Source organism: Paraniabella hibiscisoli (genome assembly GCF_022512515.1).
GTDB classification, from domain to species: Bacteria; Bacteroidota; Bacteroidia; order Chitinophagales; family Chitinophagaceae; genus Niabella; species Niabella hibiscisoli.
In genome coordinates this window covers 2,330,419-2,344,121 of record NZ_JAKWBK010000001.1, presented here as the reverse complement: position 1 = coordinate 2,344,121, position 13,703 = coordinate 2,330,419, and the positions used below count along the sequence as shown (strand labels likewise).

General features: G+C 41.2%; 18 protein-coding genes and 1 pseudogene. 14 read left to right on the top strand and 5 right to left on the bottom strand.

The genetic code is table 11. From position 1 onward, the window contains the following. The first annotated feature begins 276 nt into the window (after positions 1-276). The gene (locus MKP07_RS14850) at positions 277-885 is read left to right on the top strand and encodes a C40 family peptidase (RefSeq protein ID WP_240847893.1); all 609 of its coding nucleotides are present in this window, start codon (positions 277-279) and stop codon (positions 883-885) included. 83 nt (positions 886-968) lie between these two features. On the opposite strand, the gene MKP07_RS14845 is transcribed toward MKP07_RS14850, so the two are convergent. Further along, positions 969-1,364, bottom strand: a complete 396-nt coding sequence (locus MKP07_RS14845; protein ID WP_240847892.1) for a helix-turn-helix domain-containing protein — start codon at positions 1,362-1,364, stop codon at positions 969-971. A gap of 800 nt (positions 1,365-2,164) precedes the next feature. Here MKP07_RS14845 and MKP07_RS14840 point away from each other — a divergent pair. From MKP07_RS14840 to MKP07_RS14800, 10 genes and pseudogenes are all read left to right on the top strand, one after another. Next, positions 2,165-2,371 carry a hypothetical protein gene (locus MKP07_RS14840; RefSeq protein WP_240847891.1) on the top strand — a complete coding sequence of 69 codons (207 nt, stop codon included), beginning with the start codon at positions 2,165-2,167 and terminating at the stop codon, positions 2,369-2,371. Positions 2,372-2,389: 18 nt separating this feature from the next. After that, on the top strand, positions 2,390-2,587 hold the full coding sequence (locus MKP07_RS14835; RefSeq protein WP_240847890.1) for a hypothetical protein: 198 nt from the start codon (positions 2,390-2,392) through the stop codon (positions 2,585-2,587). A 387-nt stretch (positions 2,588-2,974) separates the two neighbouring features. Next, positions 2,975-3,205, top strand: coding sequence for a CPBP family glutamic-type intramembrane protease (locus MKP07_RS42550; protein ID WP_394803658.1), 231 nt, complete (start codon positions 2,975-2,977; stop codon positions 3,203-3,205). Between the two features lie 185 nt (positions 3,206-3,390). Next, positions 3,391-4,059, top strand: coding sequence for an HlyD family secretion protein (locus MKP07_RS14830; protein ID WP_240847889.1), 669 nt, complete (start codon positions 3,391-3,393; stop codon positions 4,057-4,059). Then, positions 4,056-4,355 (top strand): HlyD family efflux transporter periplasmic adaptor subunit, encoded by a 300-nt coding sequence (locus MKP07_RS14825; protein ID WP_240847888.1) that lies wholly within the window; start codon positions 4,056-4,058, stop codon positions 4,353-4,355. The genes MKP07_RS14830 and MKP07_RS14825 overlap by 4 nt, the downstream gene beginning before the upstream one ends. Before the next feature lie 224 nt (positions 4,356-4,579). Next, a pseudogene (locus MKP07_RS42545) lies at positions 4,580-5,814 on the top strand (peptidase domain-containing ABC transporter); the annotation flags it as partial. A 36-nt stretch (positions 5,815-5,850) separates the two neighbouring features. Further along, positions 5,851-6,744 (top strand): peptidase domain-containing ABC transporter, encoded by an 894-nt coding sequence (locus MKP07_RS42540; RefSeq protein ID WP_394803657.1) that lies wholly within the window; start codon positions 5,851-5,853, stop codon positions 6,742-6,744. 64 nt (positions 6,745-6,808) lie between these two features. Next, positions 6,809-8,239: a TolC family protein gene (locus tag MKP07_RS14810; RefSeq protein WP_240847885.1), complete on the top strand. Its 1,431-nt coding sequence runs from the start codon at positions 6,809-6,811 to the stop codon at positions 8,237-8,239. A 69-nt stretch (positions 8,240-8,308) separates the two neighbouring features. Continuing rightward, positions 8,309-9,499 carry an HlyD family secretion protein gene (locus MKP07_RS14805; RefSeq protein WP_240847884.1) on the top strand — a complete coding sequence of 397 codons (1,191 nt, stop codon included), beginning with the start codon at positions 8,309-8,311 and terminating at the stop codon, positions 9,497-9,499. A 162-nt stretch (positions 9,500-9,661) separates the two neighbouring features. Beyond that, the gene (locus MKP07_RS14800) at positions 9,662-9,982 is read left to right on the top strand and encodes a VOC family protein (protein ID WP_240847883.1); all 321 of its coding nucleotides are present in this window, start codon (positions 9,662-9,664) and stop codon (positions 9,980-9,982) included. Between the two features lie 163 nt (positions 9,983-10,145). On the opposite strand, the gene MKP07_RS14795 is transcribed toward MKP07_RS14800, so the two are convergent. From MKP07_RS14795 to MKP07_RS14785, 3 genes are read right to left on the bottom strand one after another with little or no spacing between them, the layout of a single operon-like run. Beyond that, positions 10,146-10,427 carry a barstar family protein gene (locus MKP07_RS14795; RefSeq protein ID WP_240847882.1) on the bottom strand — a complete coding sequence of 94 codons (282 nt, stop codon included), beginning with the start codon at positions 10,425-10,427 and terminating at the stop codon, positions 10,146-10,148. Next, on the bottom strand, positions 10,424-10,621 hold the full coding sequence (locus tag MKP07_RS14790) for a ribonuclease domain-containing protein (protein WP_240847881.1): 198 nt from the start codon (positions 10,619-10,621) through the stop codon (positions 10,424-10,426). The genes MKP07_RS14795 and MKP07_RS14790 overlap by 4 nt, the downstream gene beginning before the upstream one ends. Positions 10,622-10,676: 55 nt before the next feature. Beyond that, on the bottom strand, positions 10,677-10,877 hold the full coding sequence (locus MKP07_RS14785; protein WP_240847880.1) for a hypothetical protein: 201 nt from the start codon (positions 10,875-10,877) through the stop codon (positions 10,677-10,679). A gap of 236 nt (positions 10,878-11,113) precedes the next feature. On the opposite strand from MKP07_RS14785, the gene MKP07_RS14780 reads away from it, so the two are divergent. Further along, positions 11,114-12,007 carry a 3-hydroxyacyl-CoA dehydrogenase family protein gene (locus MKP07_RS14780; protein WP_240847879.1) on the top strand — a complete coding sequence of 298 codons (894 nt, stop codon included), beginning with the start codon at positions 11,114-11,116 and terminating at the stop codon, positions 12,005-12,007. On the opposite strand, the gene MKP07_RS14775 is transcribed toward MKP07_RS14780, so the two are convergent. After that, entirely contained in the window at positions 11,956-12,423 is a 468-nt protein-coding gene (locus MKP07_RS14775; protein ID WP_240847878.1) for a type I restriction enzyme HsdR N-terminal domain-containing protein, read from the bottom strand. The two genes, MKP07_RS14780 and MKP07_RS14775, sit on opposite strands and share 52 nt — an antisense overlap. 41 nt (positions 12,424-12,464) lie before the next feature. Between MKP07_RS14775 and MKP07_RS14770 the strand changes: the two genes are divergently transcribed. Next, the gene (locus tag MKP07_RS14770; RefSeq protein WP_240847877.1) at positions 12,465-13,235 is read left to right on the top strand and encodes an AMP nucleosidase; all 771 of its coding nucleotides are present in this window, start codon (positions 12,465-12,467) and stop codon (positions 13,233-13,235) included. Positions 13,236-13,293: 58 nt separating this feature from the next. Then, positions 13,294-13,680, top strand: a complete 387-nt coding sequence (locus MKP07_RS14765) for a hypothetical protein (protein ID WP_240847876.1) — start codon at positions 13,294-13,296, stop codon at positions 13,678-13,680. Positions 13,681-13,703 lie beyond the last annotated feature (23 nt).

Genomic DNA, 13,703 nt, shown 5'->3' with positions numbered 1-13,703 from the left:
TGTCAATTCGTCTCAATAAAAACATGCAAGTGTGGAAAAGGATACTCAAAAAGGAAATTTAAACCCTGAAAAACGGGACATCCGTCGACGAAAACAGGGTTCTAAACGCACAAAAAAATCGCAAATCATTCATAAACAGCACTTTAATTATTTTTAAAAAAATTGGCATATCGTACAATAATATTGTCCTTTTGACGTTTTTAATAAGATTCAGAAAATTGACAATTAATTCCGGTTCTAAGAACAGGATGAAAACAATAAAAAGGATTTAAGTTTATGCTACGAGTTTGTGTGTTAGGGTTAATCTGCTTGTTTTTTGTAAACAGTTCATTTGCCCAGCTAGACCCAACTAAACCAACTGCTGCAAGATCAGCCCAGTCCATAGAGGATGAGATCAACGGCATCAGGCCCAAATCAAACAGTACAAAAGAAAGTCTGTTAGAAGCAGCCCAAAAGTTTTTTGCACCGTCCAGTTTGCAGTCTAAATATGGTACCCTTTTGAAAATGTTGCCGGGAATGCTTCCCAGTATGACTCTTTTGGGAGCTATTGATGAATGGTACGGCACTAAATACCGTTTTGGCGGTACTACCAAAAGCGGCATTGATTGCAGCGCTTTTGTACGGGAGGTGTATAAGGAAGCATTTGATATAGATCTTCCCAGAACTGCGCGGGAGCAATTCAAAGCAGCAGGACAATTTATTTCTATGGCTTATTTGCAGGCGGGTGATTTACTTTTCTTTAATACAAGAGGTGGTGTATCGCATGTAGGCGTGTACTTAGGCAATAATAAATTCGCACATGCTTCATCCAGCAACGGTGTAACGGTAAGTGGCTTAGACGAGAAATATTATGCGGCCCGTTATTTAGGTGCTAAAAGGATGTAGATCAAGGCGCAACAAAGGATAATTACCTTTTAAACGATACTCAAAAAGTTCCGGATTCCGGAACTTTTTTTATTTTCAGCACTTTAACAGCTATCCTGGGACGATAAGTAGTTTTTTGTGATATTCAGAAAACTGATCAGGCTTTTATTCTTCTCCGTTATTTTCTCTACTTCACTCAAGGCTGTCAGGGAAAGCTTCAGCAATTCGTTCTTCTTATCCAGTTCTGCTTTTAAAAGCCGGATGATCTCTACCAGGTCCACCTGCTTGTGTTCCGTTTTTACGGTACGCTCAAAGCCAAAGAATTCGTTGGGTGTAATGTCAAATACCCTGCAGATATCCGGTATTAACGTTGCATCGATCTTCGACTGCCCGGACTCAAGTAAACTATAGGCATTCTGGCTTTTATGCAGCAGCTCAGCCATTTGCGTTTGGGTAACTCCTTTACTCTTTCTTAGTTGTTTTAATGTATGATGTATCATAGGTAACATATATTCAAACAAAATTATATAAAAAACTGATAAACATATAAGAATTTTGGGTTGCTCAGCTTAGCTGCTCTCTTTATTTTTACCGCGGCTGTCGTTGCTACTCAATAAAAACACCTAATCTGCACGACTACAACCGGTGAATAAGACAGACAGGCTCTTGTTTTGATCACTGCAAGTTACGTAAAAGAAAATTGTTTATAAACGGTATTTAACGTAACCTATCGAGAAAGACCAAAGGCTATTAATCGAAGTAAAGCAGCTATAAATATGGCTGCTTTACTTTTTACAAGCAAATCCCGGTATTGATTACATTGTAATTAATGACTTTAGTTAAACTGGTCCAATTTGCCTTGCTGATCATATTATGTGAATCTTGTTTTCTATTCGTATTTCTTATTTCGGTGCTCCGTCTCTCAATGGGTATTTTCCATATTTGTTGTTTATGGCATTATGTTAAAGATGTTCTACTATGAATGGGTAAAAGTTAATCAGGAAGTTGTCTGCTGCATTATCAATATTGCATAAGTCACAAAAGCTTTCAAGAAATAGCAAATATAAAATATATAAAAAATAGATAATTATATATCAAAATTGGTTTGCTTTTGGACATCTTTTGATAGTAACTTCATATGGAAAGCTGGCCGTGATATAGAAGCTAACATCTTATCTCGAACACCACTTAGTATTAAAAATCAAAGATTGGTGGACGCACCATGAGGGAGCAATGCTGTATGCCCTGTGCCCGCAAAGCACTTAAGACGAGTATCTGAAAACACTTTAAAAACTAATTTATGACACAAACAATCGAACTGGAAAAATTGGGGTTAACTGGCTTAACACCAGAAGAAAAATTTATTGTCGATGGTGGTAAAGTTCCGTCCTGGGCAAAAAAGCTGGGATGGGGTGGCCTTGCAGCATGGGTAATCGACAACTGGGAAGACATTAAAAGCGGAGCAACGAGTGCCTGGCAAGATTATGACAAAAACAATCCTCGCTAACATAATAAATTTTAAATCATGGAAAATATTGTAGAGCTAAAAGAATTGACTGAAGTAGAATTAAAAGATATTTATGGGGGCAAGACTCCGTCACAGGACACCTCATTTGCTAATGATATAGCTTACTATGGTGTTTACACAGCAAGAGCTGTTTGGGATGGGTTCCGCGCCTTTATCGCTGGGGCTTCGGAAGGCTCAAAATACTTTTATAAATAAAGTTTTTCTTCACAAGAGGCTGCCCCAATAGGTCAAGGCAGCCTTGTTTTTTCCATTATGCAGTTGAAGAAAATCTCAGCGAAGAAAACTGTCAGCTACTTTATATCTAATTTCCCCGCTCTATCTTATTCTAAAATTTCAAGCAATGACTTTAGGTAAGTATCTCAAGTTCATTTTCCTTATAATAAGTATAAATCTTTTGCTTTCGATTGTAATCTCTTACTTATCATACAACTATTTAAAAGGCATTTTATCAAGCAATGCCATCGTCTGGGATTCGACAATCGAGGAGGTAATTGTTAGCATAATACTTGTTCCAATTTTTGAGTCCCTTTTTTTCAGTATTATTCTTACAGAGTTTTCCTTTATTTAACGAAAGACCTTGTTATAAAAGACGAAAATAAAAATTGTCTGTTTATAATATGTAGTAGCTTATTGTTCGCTTTGATGCATGGCTATAATTGGCTATACCGTGTAAATGCTTTTTTAGGTGGAGTTACGCTCAACTACAGCTATCTATATTTCAAAAAAGCTAAATTCTATCCTTACTTATCCGTTGTATTGATTCACTTACTTTACAATCTATGTGTTTTCATTATAAAGAAACATTTCGCTTAGAACAACTAAAAGTGTAATTAACATCTTCAATATCATTACCAAATCCCATTATGAAACTCAATAAACGAACCATCTACATAATCATTATTGTGTTCTTCTTAATATGGTTTTTCCTCAATTGGGAAGATGCCAGGCAAGGTTTCATTGACGGGTTTAATGCACAATAGTAAACACCCTTTTAATCGATGAACACACCCAAAACCTATATCATCTATCTGACTATTTTAGTAATGGTGATCGGGGCCTTGATATCGCTACCATTTATTTCCACTACTATCTCCACCCGTGCGAACGGCATTACACGTCCTATAACAGAACGCAGTGAAATAAGACCTGTTGTTTCGGACATAGTGGAAAAGCTCTTTTATGAAGAGGGGCAGCTGGTAGAGGCCGGTGCTGTAATTGTCTCCATTAAAGATGAGGTATCGCCCGTGCAGGCAGTAAGCAACAATTATGATATTAACCAACGCAGGCAGTTTATACATGATCTGAAAATACTAACCGCTTCCAGCGGCAATGTTGCTTTTAGCAGCTTAAGCAGTGCCCTGTATAAACAACAGCTCAACCGGTTTAAGTACCAATTGGCAGATCAGCAAGCTTCCATTAAAAAAGTGCAGCACGAACTCGATATGAATAACTCACTTTTAAATGACAAAGTGATTGCACCTAAAGAGGCTTTTGATAAGCAGGTGGAAAGCGAAAAACTACAAGCGGCTTACGAGGCTTTTACGCGCAACCAGATAGCCCAGTGGCAGCAGGAGCTGGCCAATTATGAAGCTGAATTATTGCAGCTCAATGCTACCGGCAACAAAATACTGGCTGAAAAAAGAATTACCAGATCAAAGCACCTGTGAGTGGAGTGATTCAAGGCTTCAATAACTTATACGAAGGCAGCGTAGTACAGGCAGGCCAAATCATTGCTACAATATCCCCTGAAAGTAAGCTGGTTGCAGAGTGCTATGTGAATACAAGGGATGTGGGCTTACTTAAAACAGGGCAGGCTGCCCGGTTCCAGGTGGATGCTTTTGATTACAACTATTTTGGTGTGGTTACAGGGAAGATACTGAGCATCGACAATGATTTCTCTATGGTAGATGAGCAGCCGTATTTAAAATCCGCTGTAGTTTCGACACCACACAACTACACTTAAAAAACGGGTTTAGCGGAAGGCTGAAAAAGGACTATCCTTTCAGGCCCGCTTTGTGATAGCTGAAAGAACCCTTTGGCAATTGCTGTTCGACAAGATTGATGATTGGCTGAATCCTGCCGCGCCCAACACAAAAAACGCAGGATAATATACCGGCACAACCGGCGTACTCCTCTGGGCCGTATTATTCATGGCAAACCAACTATAGGCGAATCAGTTTAACACCTATGAGAAAAGCATCAAAAATTAAACAAAGAGATATCACTGACTGTGGCGCCGCCTGCCTCGCTTCCATTGCGGCACACTATCAACTCCAATTGCCGGTCAGTCGTATCCGGCAGTTTGCAGGCACCGATAAACGCGGCACTAATGTATTGGGCCTGGTAGAAGCAGCAGAAAAGCTAGGCTTCCAGGCCAAGGGTGCTAAAGGTCCTCCTGAAAGTCTTTTGAAAATACCCCTCCCCGCCGTTGCTCACCTTACCCTCAAAAATCAATTGCATCACTATGTGGTGATCTACAAAGTAACCTCCGGGTACATCCTTATAATGGATCCGGCTGATGGCAAAATGTACAAGCAAACCCACGAAGCATTCAAAGAAAGCTGGACGGGTGTCATTGTATTGATTGTACCTGGAGAACGCTTTGCCACAGGCAACGAAAAAATCTCCAATATCAAAAGGTTCTGGCAGCTAATACAACCGCATAGTTCTGTGATGGCACAGGCCGTCGTTGGAGCCATGGCTTACACCTTACTTGGATTATCTACTTCGATCTATCTACAGAAAATAATCGATTTTGTACTTGTAGAAGGCAATCTCAGGTTATTGAATCTTTTGAGTATGGCTATGATTATCATACTTATCTTTCAACTGGTGATAGGGTATTATAAATCGTTGTTTGCCTTACAAACCGGCCAGCAAATAGATGCCCGGTTGATACTGGGATATTATAAGCACCTGCTTAAATTGCCCCAGCGTTTTTTGATACTATGCGCGTGGGTGAAATTATAAGTCGCGTGAACGACGCAGTTAAAATAAGAATGTTTGTAAACGACGTTTCACTTTCCCTTGTCGTTAACGTTCTCATTATCGGTTTCTCCATCAGCCTGATGTTTTTATACTACTGGAAACTGGCAGCCATTATGTTGCTGATCATACCGGTTTACGCGCTCCTCTATTTTATCAGCAACAAGATCAATAAAAAATGGCAGCGCACTTTAATGGAAGATAGTGCAGAACTGGAGACTCAACTGGTGGAAAGTCTTACCGCAGCCGGGACGATCAAAAGATTCGGCCTGGAAGCACATGCCAGTGAAAAAACAGAAAGCCTGTTTTATAAATTACTTCAAACCATTTATACAACATCTGTATATGGTTTATATACGGGAAACGCCATTGAGTTCTTCACACGGCTGTTTACCATTATCCTGTTATGGGCGGGCAGCTATTTTGTAATAAAAGGAGAACTCTCTCCCGGCGAATTACTTTCTTTCTATGCATTGATCGGGTATTTAACCGGCCCGGCAGCTTCGCTTATAAATGCCAATAAAAATATACAGGATGCTTTAATTGCCGCTGATCGTTTATTCGAGATCATTGACCTCGAAACGGAAACCAATAATACGAACAAGGTTCATATCACTCCGGAATTAACCGGCAATATTGTTTTCGAAGGCGTATCCTTCAGGTACGGCACCAGGTCACAGGTATTTACCAACCTGAGCCTGACTATTGAAAAAGGAAAAAGCACCGCCATTGTAGGTGAGAGCGGAAGCGGCAAATCTACGCTAATGTCCCTGCTGCAAAACCTCTATCCTATCAAAGAAGGTCGTATTACCATCGGTGATCTGGACCTGAACCATATTTCTAACAGAAGCCTGCGGCAACTAATTGGTGTGGTACCACAACATATCGATCTGTTTGCAGGAACCATTATTGAAAACATTGCCATCGGAGAATATGAACCGGATATTCAAAAAATACTTTTTCTATGCAAGCTAACAGGAATTAACGAATTCATTGAAAAGTTATCCGCTAACTACCACACTCTTTTAAATGAACAGGGCGTAAACCTGTCGGGAGGCCAGCGCCAAAGATTGGCTATTGTAAGAGCCTTGTATCGGAACCCCGAAATTTTAATACTGGATGAAGCCACCAGCAGCCTGGATCCAGCCAGCGAAATCTTAACGAAACAGGCCTTACAATGGTTTCAACAACAGGGTAAAACCCTCATCATTATAGCGCACCGTTTATCAACTATTAGAACTTGTGACACCATATTGGTTATGCAAAACGGAAAGCTCGTAGAATCAGGCGTGCACGAAGAGTTATTGCGTTCCGATAACATTTACGCGTCCCTATGGAAATTCCACTCCGGAAGTTTTGAATCATAACCAATACCCCGGTATAGGTAATATCTGCATTCTATCTTATTTTTACTAATATTTAGCTTATTTTATGAAGAGACTATCTTTTGTGTTATTATTATTGATTGCAGTCTGCAGTATAACGATGGGCCAGGAAAAGTGGTCTTTAAAACGTTGTGTGGATTATGCCGTTGTCAACAATATTTCTGTAAAACAGGCTGATGTACAAGTCCGTTTTGACAAGCTAACGCACCACCAAAGTATATTAGCGTTATACCCAAGAATTAATAGTCAACATAGCACCGGTTTGCAGTTTGGACGATCCATTGATCCTACCTCTAACCAGTTTACCACAAATGAGATTCTTTTTGCCAACCACGGACTGGATGTAGGACTAGACCTTTTTAACTGGTTTGCTAAAAAGAATACCGTAAAAGCTAATAATTACCTGGCCCAGGCTAGTGCAGCCAAGTTGGAAAAAGCCAAAAATGATGTATCGCTTAATGTTGCCAATGCTTACCTGGCAGCCTTGCTCAACAAAGAGCAAATTAATATCAGCCAGGTTCAGGTTGACCAAAGCCGCGAGCAATTTAATAATATCAGAAAACAGGTAACCGCGGGCGCCTTGCCCGAATTGAACCAGGCGGAAGCGCAAACCCAATATGCAACAGATAGTTCCAATATGATCACTGCGAGGACCAATTATATTTTGTCTTTGCTACAGCTGAAGGCATTGATCAACCTGGATGCGGATGTTCCTTTTGATATAGAGATACCACCCGTTGAAGCCATCCCGTTAGAAGCGCTTGCCGACCTGGATCCGGCCCTCGTGTATCAATCTGCCTTAGAAAACCTGCCCCAGCAAAAAATCAATAACCTGAATTTGCTGGCCAGCGAAAGAAATGTTGCAGTAGCCAAAGCAGGGATGTATCCTTCCATTTCCTTTTTTGGCGGGCTCAGCTCCCGTTATTCGAATGCGCAACGGATTATTCCGAAAGATTATATCATGACCGCCATTCCAGCAGGGATTGTAAATATCAATCAAACGGATTATACAGTTTATTCAGAAACCAGGGTACCACAGGGTTTTGATAAGAATACCTATTTCAGACAGCTTAGCAACAACTTCAGCCAAAATGCCGGATTGGCTTTGAATATTCCTATTTTTAACGGAGGATCGGCACGCATCAACTGGCAAAAGGCTAAACTGGATGTAGAAAACCAGCAATTATTGAAAGAACAGGACAGCCGTACCTTAAAACAGGATATTTACCAGGCGCATACCAATGCGGTTGCGGCTATTCAAAAATATAATGCTACGCAGGTAGCGGTAGAGTCTGCACAAAAAGCATACGATTTTGCCAGAAAAAGGTTTGATGTAGGATTATTACAGCCTATTGACCTTATTTTAAACCAGAATAATTTGTTCAGGGCCAAAATAAACCTGGTGTCGGCACAGTATGATTATGTTTTTAAAATTAAATTGTTAGAATTTTATAAGGGCTTAGGATTAAAACTTTAGCAGGGCAGTCATTTCAACCACATCCTGATAGCTATCTGGATTCAAATTATATATATCAATGAGTAAACGTTGGAAAAAATACTGATCATTTCCGGGGCTGTTTTAGCGCTCGCATTTTTGATTATCGTAAATATGAATAAAGGCAAAGGAGTCCTTGACGTAACGGCTGAAAAAGCCGCGTCACGTTCTATTACCGAAACCGTAACAGCCAGCGGGCAGATTTATCCTGAATATGAAGTAAAAATAAGCCCCGACATCAGTGGCGAGGTTACCGAACTTACGGTGGCCGAGGGAGATAGCGTAACCCGGGGACAGCTGCTGGCCAGGGTTTATCCTGAAGTGTATGTATTACAAAGGGACGAAGCAGCCGCAAAAGTGGGCCAGTCGCAGGCCACCGTTGCTAATAGCAAAGCGGCACTGGGAGCATTAAAAGCTACTATGGATCAGGCAGAACAGCAATACAATCGCAATAAAACCTTGTATAACGATCGCGTTATATCTAAGGCCGAATTTGAACAGTTTGAAACAGGTCTGTCGTCCGCTAAAGCCAATTATGATGCAGCGCTTCAAAATATTCGCAGTCTGCAGGCTGGAGTTCAGTCTTCACAAACAGGCCTTACAACTGCCAATATTACTTTGAGCCGTACAACTATTGTTGCTCCGATGACCGGAGTGGTATCCTCCCTAAAAATAGAAAAGGGTGAACGCGTAGTGGGAACTGCCCAGATGGCCGGAACCGAAATGATGACCATCGCTGACATGAACACCATTGAGGTAAGGGTGGACGTGGGTGAAAATGATATTGTAAAAGTGAATATAGGCGATCATGCAGACATCGAAGTGGATGCGTACAATGATCGTAAGTTTAAAGGCATTGTTACCAAAATAGCCAGCAGTGTAAAGTCTGCAACCGGCGCGGCTACCACTACTACTGAAGTCACCAATTACGAGGTAAGAATTCGCCTGGATAAAAGCTCTTACCAGGACCTCATCGATCCATCAGGAAAATCTCGATTCCCTTTCAGACCGGGCATGAATGCGCGCGCCGACATCAAAACCAAGCAAAAAAACAATGTTATTGCCGTTCCAATAGCTTCGGTGAACGCTCGTATCAAAGACAGTGACAAGAGCATCGCGGAAGCAAAAAAGGAAAATGAAAAAGCAAATACCACGGATGCTGATGAAGCGGAAACTAACGCCAGCGATATGCAGGAAGTAGTGTTTATTGTGATGAAAGATGGCATTGTGAAAAGAGAGTAGTAAAGACAGGCATACAGGATATTAATTATATTGAAGTAACCAATGGCGTACAGCCTGGCGACATGATCGTTACCGGCCCATATAATATGGTGAGCCAAACGCTTAAAGATGGCGACAAAGTAAAAATTGTTACCAAAGACGAACTCTTTAAAAAGAAGTAGTATGACCCTTTTTACCAAATGGCTGAAGCTTGGGCTGATAGCTTTCATATTATTGATGGGCCTTAGCCAAACCCAGGCACAGGATAGCAGTAAGGCAGTAGCGATCTTAAACCACCAGGCGCTGTTTGTAATGGACCTTAAAAAAGCAGCTGATTTCTATAAAAACATTATTGGACTGCCTCAGATAGAAGAGCCTTTTAAAATAGGCAAACATGTTTGGCTGAAAACCGGGCCACATACATCGCTGCATTTGATCCTTGGAGCAGATCAAAAAAGGAATACTATAAAAACCATCATATCTGCTTTAGCGTTCCATCCTTAGATGCTTTTATAGCAAAACTCAAAAAGAATGAGCTTAGCTGGGAAGACGCAGGCGGCAAGAAAGGCGGAGTAACTACTAGGCCCGATGGGATTAAGCAGCTATGGCTGCAGGACCCTGACGGATACTGGCTGGAGATCAATAATGACCAGCAGGGATTTACACCTTAGTACATCGGTTTCAGGTAGTATTCAAAGGTAAAATCATCTCCCAGTTCTTCGGCAGCCTCTTCGAATAAGCTGATCAGTTTTTCAAAAGTCTCTAATTGTGTCATGGAAATATTGACAAACTGAACTGACAAGGGTAGCGCTATGTCGCCGGTAATACTGTCCCATAAAGCATCCAGGTTTTTCCCGAAATATTCAGGCAACTCCAACTCACGCTTAGCGACCAGGTAAAAGTCATCGACGGTCCCTATCCTTTCAAAATCAAATTTCACCTGCTTCATTTTTGCTGAAATGTTTTATAGTGATCGTAGGTAACATACACCAATCCATCGTTTGAATAAAGCAACCGATCTGCATTGCGCCGGCCACATTTATAATTTAAATCTGCCTCAAACCATTTTCTTTTTTCTGCCGACGGCAATCCTCCTTCCCTGTTAGAGAATACATCTCCACCTATCGCCCGGCCGGGCAGCACTTCACAAAGATTACCTGCCGAGGCATCCCATCCTTTCTCCCTGGCCTCATTCTTTTTATATAATACACAGGCAACTGCTGCTGTTTTTTACATAGGGCACTACCACGTCTTCCCGTGTCAGGCTATCGATACCCGAAATAATCCCATCACTCGCCAGGTCATCACTATGAGCTTCCGGCTTGTTTCGCAAAAACAGGAAAGCCCCTGCCAGCAGCAGCGTTAAAATAACATAGATAATTTTTTTACTGGTCATCATACTGCAAACTTAGGGCAAAAGCGTTTGTTCTCACAAAAGCTCCACTTTTAAGCAATACCGCGCACCGCCAACTTCTCTCAATTGGCAAACCGTTTAAGGATCATTTCTCATATCATGAAAAAAGGACAGGGTATCGCTGCACTATTTGTGAGACCATTCAATCTGATTCCCAGGCCATCAACTTCAGCCAAAAGTCTTGGATACTTTTATTATCTTCCAATAACTAAAGAGTCTGTATGATAAAAAATGTATCTGTTATTGGAGCAGGCACCATGGGAAATGGTATTGCCCATGTATTTGCACAACATCATTTTAATGTAACGCTGATCGACATCTCGGCGGAGCAATTACAAAAAGCCCTCAATACAATATCTAAAAACCTGGATCGCCAGATTGCAAAAGAATTGATCAACGAAGAGCAAAAAACGGTGATCCTCCAACATATACAAACACGAACGGATATAAAGGATGGGGTAGCTACGGCCCGGCTGGTGGTAGAAGCTGCCACCGAAAACGAAGCCATCAAGCTGCAATTATTTAAACTGGCCGACGAAGCTGCACCACCGGATTGCATACTAGCCAGTAACACCTCTTCTATTTCCATTACCAAAATAGCATCGGTTACCCAAAGACCTCAACAGGTTATTGGTATGCATTTTATGAACCCGGTCCCCATTATGAAGCTCGTAGAAGTGATCAATGGCTATGCTACCAGCAACTTTGTAACCGGCACCATTGTGGAGCTAAGCAAACAACTGGGAAAAACACCCGCACTAGCTAACGACTATCCCGGCTTTGTAGCTAACCGTATTTTAATGCCTATGATTAATGAGGCCATTTACACTTTACACGAAGGCGTAGCTGATGTGGCTGCGATTGATACGATTATGAAGCTGGGCATGGCACACCCCATGGGACCGCTTCAACTCGCCGATTTTATTGGGTTGGATGTATGCCTCTCTATTCTGCAGGTGCTGTATAACGGATTTGGCAATTCTAAATATGCGCCTTGTCCTCTTTTAGTAAATATGGTTGCAGCACAAAAGCTCGGCGTAAAAACAGAAGAAGGATTTTATACCTATTTACCGGGCAGTAAGGATTTAGTGGTGAGTGATAAATTCAGGAAGTGACGAAATAGACAGCAACTGCCCGTCTTTTTCTGCCATCCATAGTTCTGGTTACCATTGGTGACAATCAAATATTCTGCCGGCATCGAAATATTATAGCGAAGTACCTGGTGCACGGTATTTTCAGAAATAGGAACTTTTTCTCTTTTACACTCAACCAACATCCATGGTTTGTGGTTATAATCGTAAACTAATATATCAAAACGCTTTTTCAGATCGCCAAGGTATATTTCTTTTTCCAGCGCAATCAAAGATTTGGGATAGCGCATAACCTGCAAAAGGTATTGAACAAAGTTCTGCCTCACCCATTCCTCATCCTGGAGCAATAACCATTTCCGCCGAATGGTATCGAAAATAAAAGGCTGGTCATTTCGAAGCTCAATTTTAAAATCGGGCCTGGGATACTCTATTAAAATCATCAGTCCAAAAATAAAAGTTTAATTTAGCTAAAGCAATATATATGAAGACAAAACAGGAAATTGTAGAAAACTGGCTGCCACGTTACACAGGAGAAAGCCTTAATAATTTCGGAAAGTATGTGTTATTAACCAATTTCAGCAACTATGTAAAAATGTTTGCCGAGTGGAATGATGTACCCATTGTAGGTGAAGGAAAACCTATGCAATGTGCTACTGCGGAAAATATTACTATTATTAATTTTGGGATGGGTAGCCCTACCGCCGCTACCGTAATGGACCTCCTGTCCGCTATTGAACCTGAAGCAGTATTGTTTTTAGGAAAATGCGGAGGGCTTAAGAAACGCAATAAAGTAGGAGATCTTATTTTACCCATTGCAGCAATACGTGGAGAAGGAACCTCCAGCGATTACTTCCCACCGGAAGTGCCTGCCCTACCCGCTTTCGCTCTGCAAAAGGCAGTAAGTACTACAATCAGGGAAGCCAATACCGATTACTGGACAGGTACTGTTTATACTACCAACCGCCGCGTTTGGGAGCATGATGAGCCTTTTAAAGAATACCTGCAGAAAATAAGAGCTTATGCCATTGATATGGAAACAGCCACAATTTTCAGCGTTGGCTTCTACAACAAAATACCCACGGGCGCTTTATTACTCGTAAGTGACTCGCCCATGATTCCGGAAGGCGTTAAAACAGAAGAAAGCGACAAAAAGGTAACTGCTGATTATGTGGAGAACCATTTAAAAATTGGCATACAATCGCTGAGGCAATTGATTGAAAACAGGCAAACGATCAGGCATTTGAGATTTTAGCGGGCAACTGTTGCAGACAACAAGATTTATGCGTTGTGATAGTACAAACTATTTCTCAATGAATTATAAAGCTATTGGAGCCGCATTCCTTTTGGTCATTACCCTTTGCGCATTCAAATGCAACAAAACCAGCGAGCATATTGGCGGAACCTTATATACTGCAATAGTAAAAAGTAGCTCCAGCTGCGCCAGATATTACGCTTGCATCATTACGGAAGGTTATATTGATCCTGAACTGGTGGATAACAACTGGGAGTCTGGCAATCGTATTTACCAAAAAGCTTTTATGGTACGCAATAACTGCGATTTCCCTTCCGGTATCCGCGAAGGCGAGTCTTTCCGATTCAGGATTGTAAAGAAACCGGTGAAGAATGATTGTATCATTTGTAATATTGCCATAACAGGAACTCCATCCAAAAGCTTAAACATTGAAGTTGTACCATAAAACCTGCACGGTTTATGCAGCAA

What these genes read in the sequence shown, in the direction of transcription:
- MKP07_RS14850 (WP_240847893.1), top strand. Translation starts at nt 277, where the DNA reads ATGCTACGAGTTTGTGTGTTAGGGTTAATCTGCTTGTTTTTTGTAAAC.
- MKP07_RS14845 (WP_240847892.1), bottom strand. Translation starts at nt 1,364, where the DNA reads ATGATACATCATACATTAAAACAACTAAGAAAGAGTAAAGGAGTTACC.
- MKP07_RS14840 (WP_240847891.1), top strand. Translation starts at nt 2,165, where the DNA reads ATGACACAAACAATCGAACTGGAAAAATTGGGGTTAACTGGCTTAACA.
- MKP07_RS14835 (WP_240847890.1), top strand. Translation starts at nt 2,390, where the DNA reads ATGGAAAATATTGTAGAGCTAAAAGAATTGACTGAAGTAGAATTAAAA.
- MKP07_RS14830 (WP_240847889.1), top strand. Translation starts at nt 3,391, where the DNA reads ATGAACACACCCAAAACCTATATCATCTATCTGACTATTTTAGTAATG.
- MKP07_RS14810 (WP_240847885.1), top strand. Translation starts at nt 6,809, where the DNA reads ATGAAGAGACTATCTTTTGTGTTATTATTATTGATTGCAGTCTGCAGT.
- MKP07_RS14800 (WP_240847883.1), top strand. Translation starts at nt 9,662, where the DNA reads ATGACCCTTTTTACCAAATGGCTGAAGCTTGGGCTGATAGCTTTCATA.
- MKP07_RS14795 (WP_240847882.1), bottom strand. Translation starts at nt 10,427, where the DNA reads ATGAAGCAGGTGAAATTTGATTTTGAAAGGATAGGGACCGTCGATGAC.
- MKP07_RS14785 (WP_240847880.1), bottom strand. Translation starts at nt 10,877, where the DNA reads ATGATGACCAGTAAAAAAATTATCTATGTTATTTTAACGCTGCTGCTG.
- MKP07_RS14780 (WP_240847879.1), top strand. Translation starts at nt 11,114, where the DNA reads ATGATAAAAAATGTATCTGTTATTGGAGCAGGCACCATGGGAAATGGT.
- MKP07_RS14775 (WP_240847878.1), bottom strand. Translation starts at nt 12,423, where the DNA reads ATGATTTTAATAGAGTATCCCAGGCCCGATTTTAAAATTGAGCTTCGA.
- MKP07_RS14770 (WP_240847877.1), top strand. Translation starts at nt 12,465, where the DNA reads ATGAAGACAAAACAGGAAATTGTAGAAAACTGGCTGCCACGTTACACA.
- MKP07_RS14765 (WP_240847876.1), top strand. Translation starts at nt 13,294, where the DNA reads ATGAATTATAAAGCTATTGGAGCCGCATTCCTTTTGGTCATTACCCTT.